This is a genomic window from Aquamicrobium segne (genome assembly GCF_042656785.1).
GTDB lineage: Bacteria > Pseudomonadota > Alphaproteobacteria > Rhizobiales > Rhizobiaceae > Mesorhizobium > Mesorhizobium segne.
The window spans coordinates 76,499-98,376 of sequence record NZ_JBHSLL010000011.1; the positions used below are offsets into that span (position 1 = coordinate 76,499).

The following is a 21,878-nucleotide window of genomic DNA, read 5'->3' on the forward strand; positions in this document are numbered from 1 at the left end:
GCGTGCCTATACACGGCCTGCAGTCTTTTGACCAGCCGGGCACAGTAAATTTTTTAGCTCTGCGTTGATTTCAGGCAGCCTACATAGGCTCCTGAACGCGCACTACGGCGTTCTATCAGATTGGCCAGCCTGCGCAAGCCGGGCCCCGGCTTGGCCGGATTGCGCGCTTGCGGATTGGGCAATGTGACAGCCAGCAAAGCCGCCTGGCGGCGCGTCAGCTTTGATGCGGGCACGCCAAAATAATGCTGTGCTGCCGCCTCAATGCCGTAAATTCCGGGGCTCCATTCAGCGATATTGAGATAAATCTCCATGATCCGCCGTTTCGGCATCACCAGATCGACATAAATCGCCAGCGGCAATTCCACGGCTTTACGCAAGCTCGTCAACGGCTTTTGCCAAAGATAAAGATTTTTTACCGTCTGCATGGTGATGGTGGAAGCACCACGTGTGCTTTTGCCCGCCAGCGCATCATTGATGACGACCCGCAATTCGCCCAGATCCACCCCGTGATGCGCGCAAAACTGCCCGTCTTCAGACATGATGACCGAATGGGCAAGCACCGGCGCAATCTGATCGAGCGGCACCCAGCGGCGCTCATAGCCGGAAAAGCTGATCAAATCTTTCACCATCAGGGTCGAGACCGGATGCACGAAAGGCGGCAGATACAGCAAGGTCAGCACGACGGGGAACAAGACGACAAGCAAGACAGACTTCATTACCAGACGAAGCCAGTTGCCACGTTTGCCTGCACTTTTATGACGCAAAGCCATACTTCGTCCCTGATGGGTCAACCCTTCACCATTCTGCTTTATGATCGGTTCCGACATGATGCCGCTCCCCACCTGCCCCTCTCCCGCATAAAGGTGCTTGGCTGCTTGCGCAATGTTTGCGCGTCGGCTACCGCTCCTCATATGGAAAACGACGCCCGAATTGACTTTGAAAACCTGCTCGACAATCAGGCGCAGGCCATTGAAACGCTGCTGCGCGATATTTTAGGCGACGGCCCGCTGCCGGGCGAAATCATCCGCCCAAAACAGTTGATGGCCGCCATGCGCCATGGCGCGCTTAATGGCGGCAAGCGCCTGCGGCCTTTTCTTGTTGTGGAAAGTGCCGCCCTGTTTGGCGCAAAATCCCGCCAGCGCGAAGCCATGCGTGTGGCCGCAGCCCTTGAATGCGTACATTGCTATTCGCTCATTCACGATGATCTGCCAGCCATGGACGATGACGATATGCGCCGCGGCCAGCCAACAGTTCATAAGGCTTTTGACGAGGCTTCGGCCATTCTTGCAGGCGATGGCCTGCTGACTTTGGCTTTTGACATCATAGCTGACGATAGCGACGACAGAAGCCCCTCAGCCATGCCACCTGCCGCACGGCTTGCACTCATACGCGGTCTGGCGCGCGCTTCAGGCATTGGCGGCATGGTGGGCGGCCAGATGCTTGATCTTGATGCCGAACACAAAAAACCCGACGAGGCGGGCATTATCCGCTTGCAGGCGATGAAAACCGGGGCGCTGTTTCGCTATGCCTGCGAAGCAGGCGCCATTGTGGCAGGTGCCGCCGATGGCGACCGCGAACGGCTGGCCGAATTCGGCTCTGCCATCGGGCTTGCCTTCCAGCTTGCCGATGATCTTCTTGATCTGACGGCCGATGCCGACCAGCTTGGTAAGGCAACCGGCAAGGACGTGGCTGCCGGAAAGGCCACGCTGGCCGCACTTCACGGAGCAGACTGGGCGCGCCGCCAGCTTGACGGGCTGGTGGAGCAAGCCTTGGATCTGCTTGAACCTTTTGGCGAGCGGGCAGCCGTGTTGAAACAGGCCGCCCATTTCGTCTCCTGGCGTGAGCGCTAAAGCATTTTGTGAGCACAGATGGAATCATCTGGCGTCGCATAAATGCGGCTAAAAAGAAGCTGGAGCATTTTGTGAGTACAGACAGAATCGTCTGACGTCGCAATAATGCGGTTAGAGCCGGTCTCCCGAACCGGGAACCGGTTTCGGGGTCAAGACATGCGGTAGTGCTGGCAAAATAGCCTCCTGCAAAGCCCTGCCTGTGGCAGATGCAAGCTGCAACGGGCGCGCAACCACGGTTTCTTCACATATACGCCCGGCATCCATGACCACGATGCGTGAACAAAAGCGCTCGACCAGACGCAGATCATGGGTGACAAAAAGCCAGGCAACATGCGTGTCACGCGCAAGCCTGTCAAAAAGATCAAGCAATTGAACCTGCTGGTGCAGATCGACATTGGAAACAGCTTCATCAAGGATGACAAGGCGCGGTTGCGGCGCAAGCGCACGGGCAATGCACACACGCTGCAACTGCCCGCCACTCATTTGTTGCGGCAGCTTTTTCGTCTCGCCCGGCTCCAGCCCGACTTTCCATAAAAGTTCAGCCGTTCTTGCCGCACAGGCTTTAGCGTTTAGGCCAAGAAGATGACGCAGCGGTTCAGCAATGATCTCGCCAATGGTGCAGCGCGGGTCCACCGCCCCGAAGGAATCTTGAAACACCATTTGTACGGAACGGCGAAAAACTGCCCGCTCCGGCTTTGACAATCTGGCAAGCGGCTTGCCCTCAAACCGGACTTCACCGCTATCAGGCTTTTCAAGACCGGCCAAAAGGCGCACCAGCGTACTTTTTCCGCAACCGCTGCGCCCTAAAAGTGCAAGTGTTTCGCCAGCCTCCACCGCGATGGAAACCTGCTCAAGCGCCAGTTTCGGCTTTGCTGATCCCACCAGCGAAAGGCGGGAATAGCTGCGCGAAATATTTGTTGCCACCAACAGGCTCATGCAGCCCACTCCATGCCATAAAGCGACAGATGCGCATCAATCAACTGGCGCGTTGTTGGGTGTACCGGGCGCAAAAACAGGTCAGACACCGCTGCCGCCTCAACAATGCGACCGCTATCAATCACCGCAACCTGCTCAGCCAGCCGCGCCACAACACCCATATCGTGAGTGACAAGCAAAATGCCGAGCCCACGCTCCTGTTTCAGCCGCTCAAGCAGATCAAGAATGTCTCTTTGAACAATCAGATCAAGATCGGTGGTCGGCTCATCGGCAAACAGAAACGGCGCTTCACTCATCAGCGCCAGCGCAATCATCATGCGCTGCAACATGCCGCCGCTCATTTCAAACGGATACAGGTCAAAAATGCGCTGCGGCTCCGACAGGCCTGCGGCGATCATCGCCATTGCGGCACGTTCTTGCCAGCCGGGCAGATCAGCACCAATGGCGTGCAGTGTTTCATAAGCATGGCTGCACATTGTGCGCACTGGATTGAAAGCGCTGCGTGGATTTTGCAGGATTACCGCCACCTCACGCCCGCGCAAACTGGACGGGGAACGCACCTCACCATCAATCGAGATAACACCTGCCTTGCGCCATGTTCCGGGTGGCAAGACATCAAGACTGGCTGCACAGGTCAATGATTTTCCCGAACCACTGGGGCCAACCAGCGCCAGAACCTTGCCCCGTTCAACGCTCAGGCTGAGATTGTCAACCAGCTTCACACGCTGGCCTTGGCGCTGCGTCTCGACAGTCAAAGCCTTGATCTGCAATGTGCGCTGGCTCAATGCGAATGCTCCATTTTCAGATGCGGATCGAGCCGGTCGCGCAACGCATCACCTGCCAGATTAAACGCCATGACGGTGACAAACAGCGCCAGGCCCGGCCAGATCATCAGAAAGGGCTGCGTCCACACATATTGGCGGGCGTCACTGAGCATCACCCCCCATTCGGCGGCAGGCGGGGCAACCCCCAGACCCAGAAAGGAAAGGGCAGAGACATGCAGCATGATATGGCCGATATCGAGCGTTGCCAGAACGACAAGCTGCGATGCCGTTGCCGGTAAAAGATGACGGGTAAAAATACGAAAGTTTTTCACCCCGGCCAGGCGCGAGGCAAGAATGAAATCACGATGCTTCAGCGACAAGACAATGCCGCGCACCATGCGCGCATACCAGGCCCAATGCGACAGGACGATGGCGATAATGACATTGACCAGCCCGGTACCAAGCACACCGATCATGAACAGCGCCAGCACCAGTGTCGGGAAGGTCAAGAATACGTCCGCAATGCGCATGATGACCTGATCGGTCCGCCCGCCGATAAAACCGGATGCGCCGCCAATGGCCGCACCCAGCACAACAATCAGCAGCAAAGTGATAAAAACCGTTCCAATCGACAGACGCGCGCCCATCATCAAACGGGTCAGAATATCACGGCCCAGATGATCAGTGCCAAGAAAATGCTCAAAACCGGGCGGTTGCAGACGCTGCCCCAGATTGATGGCATCCGGGGCATAGGGGCTCAGCATCGGTCCCAAAATGGCGGCGGTGATGAGCGCGACAATCATGACAAGTGCAGGCCGCCCGCCTGCGCTTGAACGGGCAGAGCGGGCAGGAACGGCGCTTTGATGTTCAAGAACAAAATCGCTCATTCAACCCCCATGGCCGAAAGCCGGATACGGGGATCGGCCCAGGCTGAAACAATATCGACAACCAGATTGCAGATGACAAAAATGGCGACCATCAACAGCGTGAAACACTGGATCACTGGATAGTCACGGTTGAAAATTGCCGAGACGGCATAGCGCCCGACACCGGGCCAGCCAAAGACGCTTTCAATGATTAAAGTGCCGCCAATCAACTCGCCCGCATACATGCCAGTCGCGGTAATGACCGGCAGCAGCGCATTGCGCAGAATATGAGAGCGCTCAATGTGGGTCTCTGTCAGGCCGCGAAGCCTTGCATAAACAATATGGCGCTGGCCTGCGACTTCCAGCATGGAGGCTCGCAGCAGCCTTGCATTGATCGCCAGCGACATGAAGGACAAAGCAAGAGCGGGCATCACCATATGGCTCCAGCCGCCGCGTCCCATGGCAGGCAGCCAGCCAAGCTGAACCGAAAACAGCATCACCAACAAAAAACCAAGCCAGAAATTGGGCATGGAAACACCGAGAAAGGCAACCAGGCGCACAATATGGTCGGGCATCCGGTTACGATGTCTGGCCGCCCACATGCCCATCGGGATCGAGACAATGAGGGTAAAAGCCAGCGCCGCACCGGCAAGCTGCAAGGTTGCAGGCAAATAATAAAGCATGTCCGGCAGCACGGGGCGGCCCGACACATAAGATGTGCCAAAATCCAGATGCAGCGCCCGCCACAACCAGTCACGATATTGTGCCGTGAGCGAGGGCGTGAGACCCAGCATATCTCTGGCGGCCTGAATGCTGCTTTCCGTTGGCGGCACGCGCGACAGGCGTAGATAGTCCAGTGCCGGGTCGGAGCGCCCAAGTTGCAACAGGAAAAAAATCGCCATGGACGCCAGCAGCAACAGCAGCGGCAATAAAAGCAGGCGACGAAGAATAAATCCCATCATGAGCGCATCAGTCCAGTGCCGGCGCAAAACGCTCAAACGGAATTTCGCTCGATAGGGCGCTAAAGGAAATATTCTTGACGCCCGGGCGCCCCAGCGCCATGATAGCCACATAAGTGAGCGGCAGATAGATGGCTTCCTCATGCAGGCGGTTCAGGATATTTGCATACAGCGCCTGCCTTGTGGCCTCATCGCGTGAAAGCAGAGCCTGACCGATACGCGCGTCAAGCTGTGCCTTGTCGTGCAGGCCAAGTTGCGCCTGATAATCGGCATGAGAAGGGGTGCGCATCGAGCTTAAATGCGCATGCGGATCATAGGCCGCGCCAAAGGTCTGGCTGAAAATCATGCCAAAACGGCCATCATGCTGGCGCGCAGTTACGCTGCTTTCTTCTTCGCCGATCAGAAAAACACCAATGCCGATAGTGGCAAGCTGAGCCTGAATGATCTCGGCAATCGACTTGGAAATGGCGTCGGTGCCGGTGAAAACCAGATCAAGTTTCAGCGCCTCGCCATTCCGGCTGCGCAGCCCGCTTCCCGGCTCCAACACCCAGCCCGCTTCTTCCAGCAATGCGATGCTTTTTGCCGGGTCATAAAGATAGGGCGCAAGGCCGATATTGGCATAGGGCACATTCGGCGCATAAAGCGCATCGGCCCGGGTTTCGGTATTGTAGAGGATTGTTGCAATGATCGCATCCTTGTCAACGCCGTGATTGATGGCCTTGCGCACTGCCAGATCGCGTGTCGGTCCACTCTTGCTGTTGAGTGCAATCAGCCGCGTTTCCATTGGCCCGGACAAGGCGGAACTGATTTTTGGCATGGCCGCAAATCGCTGAAAATTATCCGGCGAGATTGGACCATCGACACCATAGATCAGATCGATATCGCCGATTTCAAAAGCGATTGCGCGGCTGTTGGGGTCAGATATCACCTTGACGTCAATCTCGTCATAGGCAGGCTTTTGTCCCCAATAGCGTTCATTGCGGATGAAAAGATCATGCTCACCGGGCCTGGTTTGTGAAAGCACCCATGGCCCGGTGCCGATGGGAGCAACAATGCCTTCCATGGTCCCGCCATTGATGAATTGCGACGGCGCAACAAAGCGAAACGGCCGCGGCAGCGCCAGTTCCTGCAACAGGGGATAATAAGGCTCTTTCAGCCGCAGCAGCACAGAATAAGGTCCGGTTACTTCAACGCTGGCAATCTGATTGGCCAGTTCGAGCCAGGAATGGCTTTCCCGATCCTTGAGGATGGCCTCGAAATTGGCGGCCACGGCCGCCGCATTGAAGGGCTCGCCATTGGAGAAGGTTACATCTTTACGCAGGTGAAATTGAGCGCTGCGCCCATCATCGAAAATTTCCCATGAGAGGGCAAGCCATGGCGCAATCGTGCCATCAGCACGGTAGCGCACCAGCGGTTCATAGACCATGGCTTGCGCAAACATCTGGTTGGGCGAATAGCCATGCGGATTGAGCGGGCCGACATTTGAAACCCATGAAAAATTCAACCGCTCCACGGCCATGGCCGGAGCCAGCATGGCGCAAGCTCCCATGCCAAGCCCGCCAATAATGGCAACCACACGCAACAACAGCCCGACCATGAAATACAACCTTTGGATGAAAGTATGACGATTTCATCAAAACAGCATATGTGTGACTCGTCCAGTCTTTTCGTGTTAAAGTTGCAATAAATCAGGAGGCGGCTCATGAAAAGAATCACCATCACCATGGATGATGACCTCATGGAAGAAATGGACCGGATGAGTGAGCGTAACGGCTACCAGACCCGCTCCGAAATCATCCGCGACCTTGTCCGGCTGGGGCTGCGCAGCGCAGCACTTGATGCAGGCGACATGCCGGACTGCGTTGGAATCCTGAGCTATGTCTATAACCACGAGGCCCGCGATCTGGCACAAAAACTGACCGCCTCACATCATGATCATCATGATATTTCAATCGTTTCCATGCATATTCACCTTGATATGGAAAACTGCCTTGAAATCAGCATCCTGAAAGGCGCAACAGATCTGGTGCGCAATTTCTCCAAAGCAATCATCGCGCAAAAATCCGTCTCCTACGGTGAATTGCGGATCGTTCCGCAGCGCTCGAAAACTTCCGCCTGAACGCATTGCATTTGCGCCCGACGCCAGGCTCTCCACAGACATGGCCTGACCCCAAGGCATCAGGCTTTCCTTACCTGAGTTTAAGGATAACATACAATCATGGATTGTATTTTTTAAACACTACCTGTAATTGTAATCAACCGCAGGCTATCAGCCCGGCAGAAACCAAAACTCAGAACCTCCAGGAGGCTTTGCGTGCATCTGACCCCCCGCGAAACAGACAAGCTGATGATTTACATGATGGCGACAATCGCTCAGCGGCGGAAGGATGATGGCTTGAAGCTCAATCATCCCGAAGCTGTGTCGCTGATCGCCACCGCTGCCCTTGACGGCGCACGCGCTGGCAAGACGCTCGAACAGGTCATGGAACTGGCCCGCAAGACGATCACCGTCAATGATGTCATGGACGGCGTTGCCGCCATGATCCCTTACGTGCAGGTCGAGGCTGTCTTCACCGATGGCAGCCGCCTTGTGACCGTTCACGACCCGATTCAGTAAGGCTTGATCCAGCAAAAAGGCGACAAAGATGGCTTCAACAAAAGCGACAGCACCGGTCGGCGGCCTGATACTGGCTGCCAGTGATATTGAAATCAATGCCGGCTATCCGACCACGCAGCTTAAAGTTCGCAATACCGGCGACCGGCCGATTCAGGTCGGCTCGCATTTTCATTTTTTTGAGGTCAATGCCGCGCTGGAATTCGACCGTGAACAGGCTTTCGGCAAAAGGCTCAACATTCCGGCCACCACGGCGCTGCGCTTTGAACCGGGCGATGAAAAGCAGGTGGTGCTCATTCCCTATCAGGGCAAGCAGCGTGTCATCGGCTTCAACGGTCTGGTCAATGGCTGGGTCGGCGATGAAAGCTATGACGACACCCGTCCTCGCCTTTCCGACGCCATGGAGCGCGTCGAGCGCTACGGCTTCAAAAACAAGCCGTAAGCCCGTTTTTTCAAATCCAGTATCGGACAGCTACGATCATGGTTAAAATTTCAAGACAGCAATATTCCGACCTTTATGGCCCCACCACCGGCGACAAGATCCGCCTTGGCGACACCGATCTTTATATTGAAATCGAGCAGGATCTGCGCGTTTACGGCGAAGAGGCCGTCTATGGCGGCGGCAAGACGCTGCGTGACGGCATGGGCTATGACAATGAACTGACCAGCGACAATGGCGCGCCGGACCTCATCATCACCAATGTGACGATTGTCGATGCGGTTCAGGGTGTCATCAAGGCAGATGTCGGCATCAAGAACGGCCTTGTCTGCGGCATCGGCAAGGCGGGCAACCCTTCAACCATGCCGGGGGTAACGGCAAGTCTTGCCATCGGGCCGGGAACCGACGCCATTTCCGGCGAGCATCTGATTCTGACGGCTGGCGGCATCGATGCCCACGTCCATTTCATTTCGCCACAGCAGGCGCAGGCCGCACTCAGCAACGGTGTGACCACGCTGTTTGGCGGCGGCATTGGCCCCAGTGATGGCACCAATGGCACCACGATCACGCCCGGAACGTGGAACATCGAAATGATGCTGCGCGCCTTCGATAGCTGGCCGGTCAATGCCGGGGTGCTGGGCAAGGGCAATTGCTCCAGCACCGCGCCGCTGGAAGAACAGCTTCATGCCGGGGCCATGGGCCTGAAAATTCACGAAGACTGGGGCTCGACGCCAGAGGCCATCCGCACCTCGCTGGCGGTTGCCGACCGCTATGATGTGCAGGTCTGTATTCATACAGATACGCTCAATGAAGCCGGTTTCGTCGAAAACACCATTGCCGCCTTTGAGGGGCGCACCATCCACACCTATCATACTGAAGGTGCCGGTGGCGGCCATGCGCCCGACATTATCCGCGTTGCCGGACAGCCTAATGTGCTTCCCTCCTCAACCAATCCAACGCTGCCCTATGGCATCAATTCGCAGGCCGAATTGTTCGACATGACGATGATCTGTCATAATCTCAGCCCCAAAATTCCAACCGATGTGGCATTCGCCGAAAGCCGGGTGCGGGCTGAAACAATTGCGGCTGAAAACGTGCTGCACGATCTTGGCGCAATCTCGATTCTGTCGAGTGACAGTCAAGCGATGGGTCGGGTTGGTGAAAACTGGTTGCGCACCATCCAGACCGCGCATCTGATGAAGTTGCGCCGTGGCGCTTATGGCGGCGACAAATCCGGCAATGACAATCAGCGCGTGTTGCGCTTCGTTGCCAAGGTAACGATCAATCCGGCGATTGCGCAAGGTGTCAGCAACATTATCGGGTCGGTCGAGGTCGGCAAGATGGCCGATCTGGTGTTGTGGGAACCGGCCTTTTTCGGCGCCAAACCCAAAATGGTCATCAAGGGTGGCATGATCTCATGGGCGCTGATGGGCGACCCCAATGCCTCGCTGCCGACGCCACAGCCGGTGAGCTATCGCCCGATGTATGGTGCGATGGGCTCGGCACTGGCAAGCACGCGCGTCACCTTCACCTCTCTTGCCGCCATGCAGGACGGCATTGTCGGGCGCTATGAATTGCGCTCGCAGGTGATGCCGGTTTCCGGCACACGCATTGTTGGCAAATCCTCCATGGTGCGCAATGCGAGCCTGCCGACCATCGAGGTCAATCCTGAAACCTTTGCCGTCACCGTTGATGGCGAACATGCAACCATTGAGCCGGCGACCAGCCTGCCGATGACACAATTGCATTTCTTCAGTTGAATGACCGCGCCATGATCCTCGTTGAAAAGATACTCGGACATATCCGGGATGGTCAGTGGCAGGACCATCGCCAGCGCAATGCTGTTGATCATCTGGTGCTGGAGCAGTGGGAAGCCCCAAAGAACCGGTTGCGCAAAGCCTCCAAAGGCGGGATTGAACTGGCGATCTCGCTGCCGCGCTCCACACATTTGCATGATGGCGATGTGCTGTATCACGATGTGGCGACCGACAAGATCGTCATTGCCCGCATTGCCATGAAAGAAGTCATGGTCATTGAAATGCAGGATCTTGATGGCTTGTCAGCCACCGAAATCCTGCAAATTGCCTTTGAGCTTGGTCATGGGCTGGGCAACCAGCACTGGCCCGCCATCATCAAGGGCACGGTGATCTATGTGCCCTTGTCGGTTGATCGCAAGGTGATGAGTTCGGTCATGCGCACCCACGCTTTCAAGCGGGCCGCAATGCGCTTTGAACCGGGCGAAGAGGTTGCGTCAAAACTCAGCGCCAGCGAAGTGCGCCTGCTGTTTGCCGGGGCCGACGCCACGCCGCATCACCACCATGGCGTACATTCTCATGGGCATGGGTATGAACATGAGCACGACCATTCTCACCCCCACGCGCATGATGGCGGACATTGACGCCATGGATATGGTGCTTCTGGCGCGATTATTGCAATTTTCAGATTCAACCCTGCCAATCGGCTCATTCGCCTTTTCGCAAGGGCTGGAATCCGCATTGCAAACCGGCCGGGTCAGCGATACGGCAAGCCTTGGCCACTATGTCGAGCTTTTGCTGCGCCAATCCGCCCATATGGACGGGATTGCGCTTCTGCATGCACATCGCGCCGCCCTCGCCGGTGATTATGCAGCGGTGTGTGAAGCCGATCACGCCTTGTGGGAGCGGCGCATCGGCGAAGAACAGCAATTGATGCTTGCCCGCATGGGACGCAAATTTGCTGAGCTTTCCTTGAAAATCGGCGATTTCCCGCTGCTGGCTGACTGGCTCACCGACATCAAAACCGCTTCCACTCCCGGCTGTTTTCCGGTTGGCCAGGCAATCGCGCTGGCACAGATGGGGGCAAGCGAATCTGACGCCTTCACCGTCCAGCATTATGGCGTGGCCTCCATGGTGTTAAGTGCTGCCCTTCGCCTGATGCGCATCGACCATCTCGATACCCAGCGCATTCTTTATGCGCAGCAGGAAAAGGCAGCACACCACTATCACGCGGTGCGCGATCTGGACCTCGAAGAAATGTCAGGCTTCGCGCCGGTTTTCGATGTTCTTGTCGCCCATCACACCAAAACGCATCTGCGATTATTCATGAATTGAGCACGAGAGCGCCATGAAGAAAATCACCCGCATCGGCATTGGCGGACCAGTTGGTTCAGGCAAGACAGCGGTGATCGAGACAATCACCCCGATCCTGATCGATATGGGCATCAAGCCGCTCATCATCACCAATGATGTGGTGACGACCGAAGACGCCAAACAGGTGCGGCGCACCCTGAACGGCATTCTGGTTGAAGAAAAGATCGTCGGCGTCGAAACCGGAGCCTGCCCGCATACGGCGGTGCGCGAAGACCCGTCGATGAATATTGCCGCCGTTGAGGAACTGGAAGAAAAATATCCTGACAGCGATGTCATTTTGATTGAGTCCGGCGGCGATAATCTGACGCTGACTTTCAGCCCGGCGCTGGCTGATTTTTATATCTATGTCATTGACGTTGCCGCTGGCGACAAGATCCCGCGCAAGAACGGCGCCGGTGTTTGTCAGTCGGATATTCTGGTCATCAACAAGACAGATCTGGCCCCTTATGTCGGGGCAAGCCTTGAGGTGATGGACCGCGATTCAAGGCTGATGCGCGGCAAAAAACCCTTTGTCTTCACCAATTGCAAAACCGGCGAAGGCATCGACACACTTATCGAACTGATCATGCATATGGCGCTGTTTGATGTGGCGCACAAACCAGTTTCTCAAGCAGCAGCCGGATAAGATAATGATGCTGCATGAAAATCTGGCACGCATTGACATTGCCCGCGAACTGAATGGTTTTCGTACCGAACCGGCGCAGATGCGTGCGGCAGGGCCGGGCAAGATCGGGCAATTGCGGCTGGGCTTTTCGCAGCGCGGTGAGCGCTCGGTGCTGCATGATCTTTATCGCGTCGCGCCCCTTCTGGTGCAGCAGGCGCTGTACTGGGATGAAGCCATGCCCGAATTGCCGATCTGCTCGATCATTTCGGTCGGCGGCGGCATCTTGCAGGGCGACCGCTACCGCATGGAAATCAGCGTCGATGAAGGCGCCTGCGCCCAGGTGACGACACAAGGGGCAAACCGCATTCATCGCATGGATGCCAATTATGCCTCTCAGCATCTCGATATACGTGCCAAGGCCGGGGCCTATCTTGAATATGTGCCCGACTTCACCATCCCCTATCGGGATTCGCGCTTCATCAATGAAACGGACATCACCGTCGATGAAAGCGCAACAGTGCTTTATGCTGAAATGATGATGAGCGGACGCAAGCATCATCATGAAAGCGAGCGCTTCGGCTTTGATCTTCTGTCGATGAAGGTGACGGCTAAGCGGCCGGGCGGGCAACGCCTGTTCACCGACAAGGTGCTGATCAACAAGGAAAATCCTACCATCGATTTTGCCGCCGTCATGGGCGGTTTTGATGCTTTCGCCAATGTCGCCTGCCTGACACCGCCAGAGGTCGCTTCGCGCATACATCAGCGCATCGAGGTCGATTTTCCGGATAAAAACCCGCGCAGCATTTCCGGCGTCTCACAGCTTCCCAATCAGGCCGGACTGATGTTTCGCGCCGTTGGCGTGGAATCTTATGACGTGCGGGCGCAAGTGCGGCGCTTCTGGCAGGTCGTGCGTGAGGAAGCCCGCGGGCGCACGCTCTCTGAACAGTTTTTATGGGCCTGATGAGACGCGAGGGACACGGATGATGTTGGACAAGAGCAATTTTCTGACCCCCAGCCTCAAAGGCGCCGGCCAGGTGTTTTTTATGGAAAATGCCCTGACCGGCCTCTTTTTCCTCATCGCCATTGGTTTTGCCTCCTACGCCACCGGTGTCTGGGCAACGACGATCGGGGCGGTGCTTGGGCTCATCATTGCCACGGTAACCGCCCGGGCGCTTGAATATGATGAGGCGTCGGTTCAGGCGGGGCTGTTTGGCTTTAACGGCATTCTGGTGGGTATAGCACTGCCGACCTTCATCGCAGCCTCACCGTTTTTGTGGCTTTATATCGTCATCGGTGCGGCGGTCAGCACAATTGTCACCGCCAGTTTTGCCGCCACCTTGACCAAAAGCTGGGGCATTCCCGGCTCCACTGGCCCGTTTGTCTTGACCACATGGTTATTGCTTGCCGGGGCCTATTCTTTCGGGTCGCTGCAGGTCACGGGCAATGCACCCAAACTCGCCAGCGACTATGTGCAAGGCACGGCCAGCATTCCGGCAGTGATGGAACTGCTCGACATCTTCTTTCGCAATATCGGGCAGGTCTTTTTGCTGGGCGACACCATTAGTGGCGTGATCATTCTTGTTGGCATTTTCATTGCATCGCGCCCGGCGGGCATTGCAGCAATGGCCGGGTCGGCCATTGCGCTTGTCATGGCCATTGTCATGCGCGCTGATCCCGCCACCGTCTCACAGGGGCTTTATGGCTTCAGCCCGGTCCTGACAGCCATGGCTGTTGGCGTCATCTTCATGAAAACCTCGACCAAAGTCGTGCTTTATGCCGGAATTGCCACGGTGATGACCGTTTTCGTGCAAGGCGCGCTTGATGTAATCATGGCGCCTTCCGGGCTGCCCTCCTTCACCGCTCCCTATGTGCTGACGATGTATCTCTTCATCGCACCCAAAAAACTCCTCAGCCCCCATCCGCACAAGCCCGTCGCCCATCACGCCACGGCTGACAAAAAAACGTCCTGAAGATTGGAGCCTTCCATGAGCAGCATCAATCCCGGCGATACCGCCTTTCTTCTGATCTGCACGGCGCTTGTGTGCATGATGACACCGGCGCTGGCGCTGTTTTATGGCGGAATGGTGAAACAGCGCGACGTGCTTTCGATCATGATCCAGAATTTCGTCTGTATCGGCGTTGTCAGTCTGATCTGGGTGTTTGGTGGTTTTTCGCTTGCCTTTGGCCCGTCGATTGGCGGCGTCATCGGCAATATCGGCACCTATTTCGGCATGTATCAGATCGGCGTCGAGCCAAACCCTGCCTATGCCAAAAGCGTGCCTTTCATTCTGGTCTTCGGCTATCAGATGATGTTTGCCATCATCACGCCGGCCCTGATGACCGGGGCCTTTGTCGGGCGCATCCGCTTTGGCCCCTATCTGATCTTCATCGCGCTCTGGACCATCCTGATTTATCTGCCTGTCGCCCACTGGGTCTGGGGTGGAGGATTTTTGTCAAAGCTCGGTGTTGTCGATTTTGCCGGTGGCATCGTCATTCACGCAACCGCAGGCGTTTCAGCGCTGGCTACGGCGGGCTATCTTGGCAAGCGCTGCGTGGCAGCGGGTGAAAGCACCAAATCGGCCCCCACCAGCCTGCCGCTGGTTGCGCTGGGCGCCGGGCTTTTGTGGTTCGGCTGGTTCGGCTTCAATGCCGGTGGGGCCTATGCGGCGGATGCGCTGGCAGCTTATGCCTTCACCAATACAATGCTGGCCGGTTCCATTGCCATGCTGGTGTGGATGTATTGGGAATGGCGCGAGACCGGGCGGCCATCCTTTTCCGGCGTGCTGGTTGGCGCCGTCACTGGCCTTGCCACCATTACACCTGCCTCTGGCTATGTCGAGCCAATCTCGGCGCTGCTGATCGGGGCAATCGGTGCGACCGCCTGCTATTATGCCAAATATATTCAGGAATGGCTGAAGATCGATGACACGCTGGAAGTGTTTCGCGCCCATGGCATTGGCGGCATTACCGGCTCGATCCTGATTGGCGTTCTGGCCAGTTCGCACATCAATGCGGTGTCGGCCGGGCTGTACCAGCTTCTTGTCCAGATTGCCGCCATCCTCACTGTCTGTGTCTATGCGTGGATCATCACCCATCTGCTTTTACGCGCTCTCGACAGGCTGAGCAATTTGCGCGTGCCGGAAAAGATGCAGGAAGAAGATCTTGATGCCGACCTTTATGGCGAACGGGCCTTCAACTTGTGGAACATGAAAGCAAGCGAAGACCGCTGATTCGGCCGGAGCAACGATCATGGATCTAACGCTGACCATTTTCCTGCTGGTCTATCTGGTGATGGGTCTTGGCACCTTGCCGGGCTTCAAGGTCGATCGCACCGGGGCTGCCGTCATCGGCGCAGTTGCCGTCATGGCAACCGGCAGCATCAGCGCAGCAAGCGCCTGGGCCGCGATCGACTATAGCAGCCTTGGCATGTTGTTTGGCCTGATGGTGGTCTCGGCAGCTTTTACCGTCTCCGGATTTTATGGCTGGACCACGCAGCGCGTTGCAGAATCCAATGTTTCCGAGCCGCTGCTTCTTGCCATGCTGATTGGCGCTTCAGGCTTGATGGCGGCTTTTTTGACCAATGATGTGGTGGCGGTGGCCATGAGCCCGCTGTTGATTTCACTCACCCTGTCACGCGGTTTGAACCCCATCCCCTTCCTGCTCGGCTTCTGCTTTGCCGCCAATGCAGGGGCGGCCGCCACCATCATTGGCAGCCCGCAAAACATGATTGCAGCGCAAAAGCTGCATCTGTCTTTTGCCGGGGTTTCAAAAATTGCCGCCCTGCCAGCATTGATCGCCCTGCCAATGATCTGGGCCATTATCTGCTTTCTTTATCGCGGGCGCTGGAAGCTGACAGCAAAACCAGCCCTCACCGCGCAAGCCGCCCCACAGGCCACCCCACTGGCCGCAACCCTGCCCGTATTTTCATTGGCCGAGACGCTGAAGGCCGCCATCATAGGTCTTAGTGTGATTGGCGCCTTCATCTTCACCGACTGGCCGCGCGAACTGGTGGCGCTAAGCGGCGCAGGGTTTCTTCTTTTAAGCCGCCGGATTTCATCAAAAGACATGCTGGGGCAGGTCGATGGCAATCTCCTGTTGCTGATTACCGGCCTGTTTGTTGTCAATGCCGCCCTTGCCGCCACCGGCCTGCCACAGATCCTGCTTGGGTATATGACCGAAAGCGGCATAGATCTGGGAGAGCCTTTGCCTTTGTTCTTCATCAGCGCCGTGTTAAGCAATCTTGTCGGCAACAATCCCGCTGTCATCCTGCTGGTGCCTTATCTCCACGCCGACAGCGACCCGAATGCACTGGGGGCGGCCTTGTCGCTTGGCACACATTTTTCCAGCAATCTGATCATCTTCGGCAGCCTTGCCGGGATCATCATGGTCGAGCGTGCTGCGGCTTTCGGCTTGAAAATCTCGTTTGGTGAATTCAGCCGCGCCGGGGCGCTGGTCACACTTGCCACCATGGGCTTTGCCAGCATCTGGATTTTACTAACATGAGTCGTGCCAGCAGGAAACTCATGAAAACAGGACAGTTCTGGCCAGCAAAGACCGGCAGCAGCGGACAGGCTAGCTATATCGTGCTGGCCGCACTTGTCGGTCTGCTGGCGGGAATAATTGGCTCATTATTTCATCTTGCCATCAATGCAGCCGTGCTTTGGCCTAATCATTTGCGGCAATGGCTCGATGGACCGTTGCTGGTGCTTTCCGCTGCCCTCATCACCATGACACTGACGCTTGCTGCCGTTTTCATGGTGCGCCGCATTGCGCCGGAAGCCAGTGGCAGCGGCGTTCAGGAAATTGAAGGGGCGATGGAAGGCTTGCGGGTTGTCCGCTGGGCAAAAATCCTGCCGGTCAAATTCTTTGGCGGCATCATCGCCATCGGCTCCGGGCTGGTGCTGGGACGCGAAGGCCCGACCATCCATATCGGTGCATCCATTGCCGCCATGCTGTCTTCCACCATCAGGTTGAGCAAAATCGAAAGACGCGGTCTTCTGGCAGCAGGTGCGGCGGCTGGTCTTGCCTGCGCCTTCAATGCGCCGATTGCCGGAATATTGTTTGTCATTGAAGAAACCCGCAAGCAATTTCCCTATAATTTTTTTACCTATATGGGCATTATCGCCGCCTCCCTGCTGGCCGTGCTGATGACGCAACTGATTGGCGGCATGGCGCCCGACATGACGCTTTTTTCACCGGAAATGCCGCTTGGCCTGCTCCCGGCCTTTGCCGCACTTGGCTGTGTTCTGGGCCTTGTCGGAGTTATCTTGAACACCAGCATCTTGCATGCCCTTAATTTTGCGGGATGGATGCATGAGCGGACACCTTATCTTTATCCGGCGTTGGCCGGTCTTTGTATCGGTGCGCTGTTCATCCTGTTGCCGAAAACCGTGACGGGCGGCGAAAGCGTCGTCATGGAGCTTGTGACTGAAAAACCGGCACTTTTGTTGCTGCTGGCGCTGGCGCTTATACGCTTTGCCACCATGGTCGGCAGCTATTCCTCCGGTGTTCCCGGCGGCATTTTTGCGCCAATCCTTGCCCTTGCCGCCTGTCTCGGGCTGGCTTTTGGCACAGTTGTTGAAAGCCTGCTGCCCAGTTTTGGCGGCGTTACCACGGCCTTTGCCATTGCGGCAATGGGCGGGCTGTTTACGGCTTCAGTGCGCGCTCCCATTGTCGGTATTGTGCTGACGCTTGAACTGACGGGCGCCTATCAATTGACCATGCCATTGCTGGCTACCTGCCTTGTGGCAAATCTCGTCGCACAATGGCTTGGTGGCAAACCGATCTATGAACAATTGCTGGAGCGCACGCTGCAACAAGAAAAATGCTCTATTGCTGATTGCGCTGATCCACCTGCCGTAAAATATGCGCCATGACTTCCAGCGCCTCACCTGCCGGTTTTTTTGATGGGGATGTGGCACTTTCCCCTCGCCGGGCCATATCGGCAATGAGACTGCGGCCAAACAGATCGCAATGACCTTCAGCCAGACCGGCCAGTTGCAGCCGAAGTGCATCAAGCTGAACGGCCGCATCCCTATCTGGTGCAGTCCCGGCAAATTCTCTGACCAGAATATGCGCCTGATGCACCAGCATTGAAATGCGGATCAGGGCACGGCGTGGTCGCGCTTGCGCCAGTCCGAAGGTCCATGGGCTGTGCATCGGTCCGATTGCGGCAACCACATCGGCCTGCGCCATCTCCAGCTTGCGGACAGCCGCCACAAGATTGGCATGATCGTCCCCGGAAAGGACAGCTTTTAAAAACAGGTCAAGTGTTTCCAGAAAATGAGCGACCGCTTCACCTGTGTGCCTGGTGGTGCTGAGCGGCAAAACAAAGAGCGAAACAAAAACACCGGCCGCAACACCGATCATCGTTTCCTCCAGCCGCAGCACCAGCAGCGCCGGGGTGAAGACGCCGATCAGCCCATAAATGAGCGCAATGGCAATGGTGATGAAAAAGGTCATCACGAAATAGGATAAGGACCCAAGATAAAAGGCCGCAAATATGCAAATCGTTGCCAATATGATTGTCAGATCAAGCGCACCACCAACCCATGTTGCCAGCCCAATGCCAATCAAGATGCCAATAGCGGTGCCAAACGCCCGATTGAGCGCACGCACATAAAGATCACCGCGTGAGCGCGTGTTGGAAAAGATCAGAAAAGCGGTCAACACCGCCCAAAACCAGCGCTCCGGCGATAAAGCCACCCCCCCGACCATGGCGATGGCCGAAGCGATTGTCACCTGACATGCCTGCCTGAATGTCTTATCCGATAAAAACTCGCCCCGATGCGGCAGAAACGCAACCTTGGCCCCATGATCATCCGCACCGGAAAAGGCAGCAGCGGGCAAACCCGCCACGGCCTGATGCGCCGCATCTGAAGCGTTTTTCAGCAATGATATTTTTTCCTGCATATCGGCTGAAAACTGGCCTGAATGAATTTCATCAGGCCCCAGTGCGCTGGCAAGGGCGTTTTCCAGGGTAAGCTGAAAATTAAACAGCCGTCGCAATGCAAAAACCGTCCGCTCATTGGCCAACGTCCCTGACGGCGTCAATGGCAGATAGCTTTCACATAACAGGATCGCATCGCGCGCCTGACGTTCAAGCTGGATGGCCTTTTTTCTGCCAGATTGCGGCCAGTTGCGCTTTGCCTCACGGGCCATCATGTCGGACAAAAGCACTGTGAGCCTTGTCGCCACCTGCAAGGCCTGACGACAATCAACTTCAGGGCGCTCCGGCAATACAAAATTGCGCACCAGATGGGCAATGACGCCCGAAACAACAAAAGCCAGCGCAATGGATTTGAGATCAATTTCATGCGGTTTTAGGAACGCACCGACCACTGCGCACATGAAAGTGAACATGCCCACCGCTTGCCAGCGCGCCTTGAAGCGGCGCGCATAGGTGGCCATGAAGATGACGACAAGCAAAAACCCGTTCACCAGCAACAATGAATGGTCAATCAGGGTCAACACCGCAAGCGCACAAAACCCAAAGGCAGCACAATAAAGCCGCGTTAACGCCCGCGTGGCCGGGGTCGTGTCCTTGATTGCTGTAATGCCTTGCAGGGCCGAAATCATCGCAATCGAATAGGCGGCAGGTGTCATCGGCACGTGTCGATGCAACAGCACCAGAGCCCCACAGACAAGACCGATTGTCAGCAGCGCCCGGCAGGCAAGTCGCAGCCGGACATAGCCCGGATCAGACAGCAGAAAATACTCAAGCAGGTTTTTTGATACATGAACCATGGCCATTACAGGTTGTGTATTATGGCAACCGGGCAATGAATACAACCTGTAGGTGTTGCGTTAATAAAGTTCGCTCTGCAACACTCACACAGAAAGCCTGATCATGCACCCATCAGACATCGTGTTTAAAGCGGGTCGCTTTTCTTTCAGATTCACGCGACCCGCTTCAAGTCTTTGTTTTTACGCATGTCTTTATCTCGAAACCGGTTCCCGGTTCGAGAGACAGGCTTTAAAGCCTGAAAGGCAACATTTGCCGCCACTCATTCGGCGGCGCGCGCCCTTGCCCCGGACCCAAAACGGTTTTCAATATAATCGGCCACCATTTTTTCAAAATCGGCGGCAATGTTGGGTCCGCGCAATGTTGCCGCCTTCTCGCCGTCAATAAAGACCGGCGCGGCAGGCGTTTCACCCGTGCCCGGCAGCGATATGCCAATATCTGCATGTTTGGATTCGCCCGGCCCGTTGACGATACAGCCCATCACCGCCACTTTAAGCTGCTCAACGCCGGGATATTTTGTACGCCACACCGGCATGTTGCGGCGAATATCTTCCTGAATCGTCTGCGCCAGTTCCTGAAACACGGTCGAGGTGGTGCGCCCGCAGCCCGGACAGGCGGCAACGATCGGCACAAACTGACGAAACCCCATGGTTTGCAGCAGTTCCTGCGCCACCTGCACTTCGCGTGTGCGGTCGCCGCCGGGTTCAGGTGTCAGGGAAATGCGGATGGTGTCGCCAATACCCTGCTGCAACAAAATACCCATGGAAGCCGATGAGGCGACAATACCCTTGGAGCCCATGCCGGCTTCCGTCAGACCAAGATGCAGCGCATGGTCACAACGCTTTGCCAGTTCAGCATAGACGGCGATCAGATCCTGCACACCGCTGACCTTGGCCGACAAGATGATGCGGTTCCGGCCAAGGCCGATTTCTTCTGCCATCCGGGCTGACAAAACAGCCGATTGCACAATGGCCTCGCGCAGCACATCCTGCGCGGTCATCGGGAAACCTTTTGCCTTATTCTCATTCATCAGCCGGGTGAGCAATTCCTGATCGAGCGAGCCCCAGTTGACCCCAATACGGACCGGCTTGTCGTGGCGGATCGCCATTTCAACAATATCGGCGAACTGCTTGTCTTTCTTGTCCTTGAAGCCGACATTGCCTGGATTGATGCGGTATTTCGCCAGCGCTTCGGCACAGGCGGGATGGTCGGCCAGAAGCTTGTGACCGATATAATGGAAATCTCCCACCAGCGGCACATGAATACCAAGCCGCAGCAGCCGGTCGCGGATCCTGGGAACGGCGGCAGCACTTTCGTCACGATCAACAGTAATGCGCACCAGTTCCGAACCGGCCTTGTGAAGGGCGGCGATCTGCGCAACCGTGCCGTCAACATCGACCGTGTCCGTATTGGTCATGGATTGCACCACAACGGGTGCATCGCCGCCGACCATGACGCCGCCAACATCAACGCCGACCGAAACGCGGCGTGGAAATGGAGAGGAAAAATACCCGGTCATGCCCCGGTCGCCTCTGACAAATTCTTCAGGCCATGCAGCATCCCAGGACGCTGCGTCAACCCTGTTACACAATTTTTGCGCGCCGACACGAAAAAACAGCGTATCGAGCCAGCTATGAGGTGAAGGACGCAGCCTCTCTTGTCAATGCTGTTGATGGGGCTGCTGATAGGCGCAGCCATGATTCACATGACAGAGCGTCCTTTGTGCGACGTCAGAACGCCCGTTGCTCTAGCTGTTCAGTCCCGTGTTTTGATGGTCAACAACGAAGCAAGACGCACATCACGGAGCGCCGTCTTGCCGGACACCGGCAGGAAAGACTTGCACTATTCGCACTTTCTAGTTTAGGCTACCGACTCATTTTCTTTGATCCATATTCGGATTGCGGCGAGTTGGACTGAAGCGAGGAAATTGTCGTCACGCTTGTCATAGCGAGTTGCGACCGCACGGAACTGTTT

General features: G+C 56.3%; 21 protein-coding genes and 1 pseudogene. 13 read left to right on the plus strand and 9 right to left on the minus strand.

Translation table 11 applies throughout. The features are described from left to right. Window positions 1-53: 53 nt before the first annotated feature. Window positions 54-716, minus strand: a complete 663-nt coding sequence (locus ACFPLB_RS03010) for a biosynthetic peptidoglycan transglycosylase (RefSeq protein WP_378227830.1) — start codon at window positions 714-716, stop codon at window positions 54-56. 195 nt (window positions 717-911) lie between these two features. On the opposite strand from ACFPLB_RS03010, the gene ACFPLB_RS03015 reads away from it, so the two are divergent. Then, window positions 912-1,850, plus strand: a complete 939-nt coding sequence (locus ACFPLB_RS03015) for a polyprenyl synthetase family protein (RefSeq protein ID WP_378227804.1) — start codon at window positions 912-914, stop codon at window positions 1,848-1,850. A 111-nt stretch (window positions 1,851-1,961) separates the two neighbouring features. On the opposite strand, the gene nikE is transcribed toward ACFPLB_RS03015, so the two are convergent. The 5 genes from nikE to nikA all read right to left on the minus strand — a co-directional run bounded on the left by nikE (window position 1,962) and on the right by nikA (window position 6,972). After that, complete coding sequence (nikE, locus tag ACFPLB_RS03020) at window positions 1,962-2,786, minus strand: nickel ABC transporter ATP-binding protein NikE (protein ID WP_378227805.1); 825 nt, start codon at window positions 2,784-2,786, stop codon at window positions 1,962-1,964. After that, window positions 2,783-3,571 (minus strand): ATP-binding cassette domain-containing protein, encoded by a 789-nt coding sequence (locus ACFPLB_RS03025; protein ID WP_378227806.1) that lies wholly within the window; start codon window positions 3,569-3,571, stop codon window positions 2,783-2,785. The genes nikE and ACFPLB_RS03025 overlap by 4 nt, the downstream gene beginning before the upstream one ends. After that, a complete protein-coding gene (gene nikC / locus ACFPLB_RS03030; RefSeq protein WP_378227831.1) occupies window positions 3,568-4,353 on the minus strand; it encodes a nickel ABC transporter permease subunit NikC in 786 nt (261 codons plus the stop codon). The genes ACFPLB_RS03025 and nikC overlap by 4 nt, the downstream gene beginning before the upstream one ends. 80 nt (window positions 4,354-4,433) lie before the next feature. Next, window positions 4,434-5,378 (minus strand): nickel ABC transporter permease subunit NikB, encoded by a 945-nt coding sequence (gene nikB, locus ACFPLB_RS03035; protein WP_378227807.1) that lies wholly within the window; start codon window positions 5,376-5,378, stop codon window positions 4,434-4,436. A gap of 7 nt (window positions 5,379-5,385) precedes the next feature. Next, on the minus strand, window positions 5,386-6,972 hold the full coding sequence (nikA, locus tag ACFPLB_RS03040) for a nickel ABC transporter substrate-binding protein (protein ID WP_378227808.1): 1,587 nt from the start codon (window positions 6,970-6,972) through the stop codon (window positions 5,386-5,388). A 105-nt stretch (window positions 6,973-7,077) separates the two neighbouring features. Here nikA and nikR point away from each other — a divergent pair, with 105 nt between their 5' ends. From nikR to clcA, 12 genes are all read left to right on the plus strand, one after another. Then, entirely contained in the window at window positions 7,078-7,494 is a 417-nt protein-coding gene (nikR, locus tag ACFPLB_RS03045; protein WP_378227809.1) for a nickel-responsive transcriptional regulator NikR, read from the plus strand. Between the two features lie 195 nt (window positions 7,495-7,689). Continuing rightward, entirely contained in the window at window positions 7,690-7,992 is a 303-nt protein-coding gene (locus tag ACFPLB_RS03050; RefSeq protein WP_378227810.1) for an urease subunit gamma, read from the plus strand. Between the two features lie 28 nt (window positions 7,993-8,020). Beyond that, window positions 8,021-8,431, plus strand: a complete 411-nt coding sequence (locus ACFPLB_RS03055) for an urease subunit beta (RefSeq protein WP_378227811.1) — start codon at window positions 8,021-8,023, stop codon at window positions 8,429-8,431. Between the two features lie 38 nt (window positions 8,432-8,469). Next, window positions 8,470-10,188, plus strand: coding sequence for an urease subunit alpha (locus ACFPLB_RS03060; protein ID WP_378227813.1), 1,719 nt, complete (start codon window positions 8,470-8,472; stop codon window positions 10,186-10,188). 11 nt (window positions 10,189-10,199) lie between these two features. Then, window positions 10,200-10,826: an urease accessory protein UreE gene (locus ACFPLB_RS03065; protein ID WP_378227815.1), complete on the plus strand. Its 627-nt coding sequence runs from the start codon at window positions 10,200-10,202 to the stop codon at window positions 10,824-10,826. Between the two features lie 10 nt (window positions 10,827-10,836). After that, complete coding sequence (locus ACFPLB_RS03070; RefSeq protein WP_378227833.1) at window positions 10,837-11,517, plus strand: urease accessory protein UreF; 681 nt, start codon at window positions 10,837-10,839, stop codon at window positions 11,515-11,517. A 13-nt stretch (window positions 11,518-11,530) separates the two neighbouring features. Next, window positions 11,531-12,181, plus strand: a complete 651-nt coding sequence (ureG, locus tag ACFPLB_RS03075; RefSeq protein ID WP_378227816.1) for an urease accessory protein UreG — start codon at window positions 11,531-11,533, stop codon at window positions 12,179-12,181. A gap of 4 nt (window positions 12,182-12,185) precedes the next feature. Further along, the gene (locus tag ACFPLB_RS03080; RefSeq protein ID WP_378227817.1) at window positions 12,186-13,121 is read left to right on the plus strand and encodes an urease accessory protein UreD; all 936 of its coding nucleotides are present in this window, start codon (window positions 12,186-12,188) and stop codon (window positions 13,119-13,121) included. Window positions 13,122-13,140: 19 nt separating this feature from the next. Continuing rightward, a complete protein-coding gene (gene yut / locus ACFPLB_RS03085; RefSeq protein WP_378227818.1) occupies window positions 13,141-14,130 on the plus strand; it encodes an urea transporter in 990 nt (329 codons plus the stop codon). A 15-nt stretch (window positions 14,131-14,145) separates the two neighbouring features. Next, complete coding sequence (locus tag ACFPLB_RS03090; protein WP_378227819.1) at window positions 14,146-15,390, plus strand: ammonium transporter; 1,245 nt, start codon at window positions 14,146-14,148, stop codon at window positions 15,388-15,390. Window positions 15,391-15,409: 19 nt separating this feature from the next. Beyond that, window positions 15,410-16,663 carry an ArsB/NhaD family transporter gene (locus ACFPLB_RS03095; RefSeq protein WP_378227820.1) on the plus strand — a complete coding sequence of 418 codons (1,254 nt, stop codon included), beginning with the start codon at window positions 15,410-15,412 and terminating at the stop codon, window positions 16,661-16,663. A gap of 20 nt (window positions 16,664-16,683) precedes the next feature. Then, complete coding sequence (gene clcA, locus ACFPLB_RS03100) at window positions 16,684-18,036, plus strand: H(+)/Cl(-) exchange transporter ClcA (protein WP_378227821.1); 1,353 nt, start codon at window positions 16,684-16,686, stop codon at window positions 18,034-18,036. Here the strand turns inward: clcA and ACFPLB_RS03105 are convergent. From ACFPLB_RS03105 to ACFPLB_RS03115, 3 genes and pseudogenes are all read right to left on the minus strand, one after another. Next, window positions 17,990-19,906: an FUSC family protein gene (locus ACFPLB_RS03105; protein WP_378227822.1), complete on the minus strand. Its 1,917-nt coding sequence runs from the start codon at window positions 19,904-19,906 to the stop codon at window positions 17,990-17,992. The two genes, clcA and ACFPLB_RS03105, sit on opposite strands and share 47 nt — an antisense overlap. A gap of 260 nt (window positions 19,907-20,166) precedes the next feature. After that, complete coding sequence (ispG, locus tag ACFPLB_RS03110) at window positions 20,167-21,423, minus strand: flavodoxin-dependent (E)-4-hydroxy-3-methylbut-2-enyl-diphosphate synthase (protein ID WP_378227823.1); 1,257 nt, start codon at window positions 21,421-21,423, stop codon at window positions 20,167-20,169. Window positions 21,424-21,764: 341 nt separating this feature from the next. Then, window positions 21,765-21,878: pseudogene (locus ACFPLB_RS03115) on the minus strand (IS5/IS1182 family transposase); the annotation flags it as partial.

Coding starts and splice junctions, on each gene's coding strand:
- ACFPLB_RS03010 (WP_378227830.1), bottom strand. CDS start 716: ATGAAGTCTGTCTTGCTTGTCGTCTTGTTCCCCGTCGTGCTGACCTTG.
- ACFPLB_RS03015 (WP_378227804.1), top strand. CDS start 912: ATGGAAAACGACGCCCGAATTGACTTTGAAAACCTGCTCGACAATCAG.
- nikE (WP_378227805.1), bottom strand. CDS start 2,786: ATGAGCCTGTTGGTGGCAACAAATATTTCGCGCAGCTATTCCCGCCTT.
- nikC (WP_378227831.1), bottom strand. CDS start 4,353: ATGATTGTCGCGCTCATCACCGCCGCCATTTTGGGACCGATGCTGAGC.
- nikB (WP_378227807.1), bottom strand. CDS start 5,378: ATGATGGGATTTATTCTTCGTCGCCTGCTTTTATTGCCGCTGCTGTTG.
- nikA (WP_378227808.1), bottom strand. CDS start 6,972: ATGGTCGGGCTGTTGTTGCGTGTGGTTGCCATTATTGGCGGGCTTGGC.
- nikR (WP_378227809.1), top strand. CDS start 7,078: ATGAAAAGAATCACCATCACCATGGATGATGACCTCATGGAAGAAATG.
- ACFPLB_RS03055 (WP_378227811.1), top strand. CDS start 8,021: ATGGCTTCAACAAAAGCGACAGCACCGGTCGGCGGCCTGATACTGGCT.
- ACFPLB_RS03060 (WP_378227813.1), top strand. CDS start 8,470: ATGGTTAAAATTTCAAGACAGCAATATTCCGACCTTTATGGCCCCACC.
- ACFPLB_RS03065 (WP_378227815.1), top strand. CDS start 10,200: ATGATCCTCGTTGAAAAGATACTCGGACATATCCGGGATGGTCAGTGG.
- ACFPLB_RS03070 (WP_378227833.1), top strand. CDS start 10,837: ATGGTGCTTCTGGCGCGATTATTGCAATTTTCAGATTCAACCCTGCCA.
- ureG (WP_378227816.1), top strand. CDS start 11,531: ATGAAGAAAATCACCCGCATCGGCATTGGCGGACCAGTTGGTTCAGGC.
- ACFPLB_RS03080 (WP_378227817.1), top strand. CDS start 12,186: ATGATGCTGCATGAAAATCTGGCACGCATTGACATTGCCCGCGAACTG.
- yut (WP_378227818.1), top strand. CDS start 13,141: ATGATGTTGGACAAGAGCAATTTTCTGACCCCCAGCCTCAAAGGCGCC.
- ACFPLB_RS03090 (WP_378227819.1), top strand. CDS start 14,146: ATGAGCAGCATCAATCCCGGCGATACCGCCTTTCTTCTGATCTGCACG.
- ACFPLB_RS03095 (WP_378227820.1), top strand. CDS start 15,410: ATGGATCTAACGCTGACCATTTTCCTGCTGGTCTATCTGGTGATGGGT.
- clcA (WP_378227821.1), top strand. CDS start 16,684: ATGAAAACAGGACAGTTCTGGCCAGCAAAGACCGGCAGCAGCGGACAG.
- ACFPLB_RS03105 (WP_378227822.1), bottom strand. CDS start 19,906: ATGGTTCATGTATCAAAAAACCTGCTTGAGTATTTTCTGCTGTCTGAT.
- ispG (WP_378227823.1), bottom strand. CDS start 21,423: ATGACCGGGTATTTTTCCTCTCCATTTCCACGCCGCGTTTCGGTCGGC.